Genomic DNA, 1809 nt, shown 5'->3' with positions numbered 1-1809 from the left:
GGCCTATCGTCTGGAGTCGTGTACGTGAAGACGACGAAGCGGGAGAACAAGTCCGGGACGGTCCGGTACCTGCACCTGGCCCACAACGAGTGGGATCCGGTGAAGGGGCGGGCGGTGCCGAAGGTGCTGTTCACCTTCGGCCGCGAGGACGACCTGGACCGCGACGCGGTCAAGCGCCTGGTCGCGTCTCTATCGAAGCTGCTGGAGCCGGGTGACGCCCTGGCCGCGACCACCACACCGGGCCTGGAGTTCACCTCCTCGGTGCCGTTCGGCGGCACCTACGTGCTGGACCACCTGTGGCGCCGGCTTCGGATCGACCAGATCGTGGGCCGGGTCGGGCAGCCCAAGCGGGGTCGCCGCCGGGACATAACCGCGACCGAGCGAGTGCTGTTCGCCCTGGTCGCCAACCGCGCACTGGTCCCGTCCTCGAAGCTCGCGGCGGCGGACTGGATCACGAACGACGTGCACATCGACGGCTTGGCCGAGACCGGTGAACAGACCTGTTACCGGGCGATGGACTGGCTGCACGAGGTGAAAGACGACCTGGAGAAGCAGGTGTTCGACGAGGTCGCGAACCTGCTGAACCTGGAGGTGGACCTGCTGTTCTTCGACACCACCAGCACCTACTTCGAGCTGGAAGAGGCCGACGAACCGGTCGCCCGCGACGACACCGGCCGCAAGCTGGAGGGCGGCCGGGCAGACAGCGACGCGAAGCAGGTCGGGTTCCGCACCTACGGCAAGTCGAAGGACTCCCGCGACGACCTGCCACAGATCGTGATCGGCATGGCGGTCACCAGGGACGGGATCCCGGTCCGTTGCTGGTGTTGGCCGGGCAACGCCTCCGACCAGGCCCTGATCCGGCAGGTCAAGGACGAGATGCGGGACTGGACCCTCTCCAAGATCGTGTGGGTGGCCGACCGGGGCTTCTCCTCCGCCGAGAACCGCCGCTACCTGCGCAAGGGCGACCACGCCTACATCATCGGCGAGAAGCTCCGCTCCGGGAGTCCCGAGGTGCAGGCCGCCCTGTCCCGGCAGGGCCGCTACCAGGACGTCGGCGAGAACATGCGCACCAAGGAGGTGCGGATATCCGACACCGACCGGTTCGTCATCTGCCACAACCCCGAAGCCGCCGAGCGCGACCGGCACATGCGCGGACAACTCGTGGCCCAGCTGACCGACTTGATCGCCGACACCGACAAGCTCAGCGATTTCAAGCGGGGCGAACTGCGCGGGAGGATCGCCGACAAGCCGGGCCTGAACCGCTACCTTCGCGCCACCCCGGCCGGCAAGCTCCGCATCGACCAGGCGAAGATCAAGGCGGAGGAGAACCTCGACGGGAAATACCTTCTGCGCTGCTCGGACCCCCACCTGAGCGCCGAGGACATCGCCCTGGGCTACAAGCAACTGCTGGAAGTCGAGCGCGGTTGGCGCGACATGAAGCAGATCATCGACCTGCGGCCCGTCTACCACCGACCCGAAGAACGTATCCGGGCCCACGTCATCCTGTGCTGGCTCGCCCTCCTGCTGATCCGGATCACCGAGACCACCACCGGCGACACCTGGCCGCACATCCGACGCGAGCTCGACCGTCTCCATCTGGGCACCTTCACCGGCCCCACCGGAACATTCCAGCAGGTCACCGCCCTGACGAAGCCCCAGCGAGACCTGCTCGCGAAGCTGGAGATCCCCGTCCCCAAGCAGGTCATCGCGCTTCAGCCCACACCCCGCTGACCAGCTGAAACGCGGCCGCCTAGAGAAACGCCCTCCAGGCGGACACCCGCACGTCCACCCAGGTCAGAGCCCGGATTC

1 protein-coding gene is annotated in these 1809 nt (G+C 67.2%); it reads left to right on the top strand.

Annotated elements, in window-relative coordinates:
* Window positions 1-18 precede the first annotated feature (18 nt).
* Entirely contained in the window at window positions 19-1731 is a 1713-nt protein-coding gene (locus IE271_RS40750; RefSeq protein ID WP_190195455.1) for an IS1634 family transposase, read from the top strand.
* The last annotated feature ends 78 nt before the right edge of the window (window positions 1732-1809 follow it).

Source organism: Streptomyces minutiscleroticus (assembly GCF_014650875.1).
Taxonomy (GTDB): Bacteria; Actinomycetota; Actinomycetes; order Streptomycetales; family Streptomycetaceae; genus Streptomyces; species Streptomyces minutiscleroticus.
Note: the sequence above shows the minus strand (reverse complement) of the source record. Positions and strands in the feature narration are given on the sequence as shown.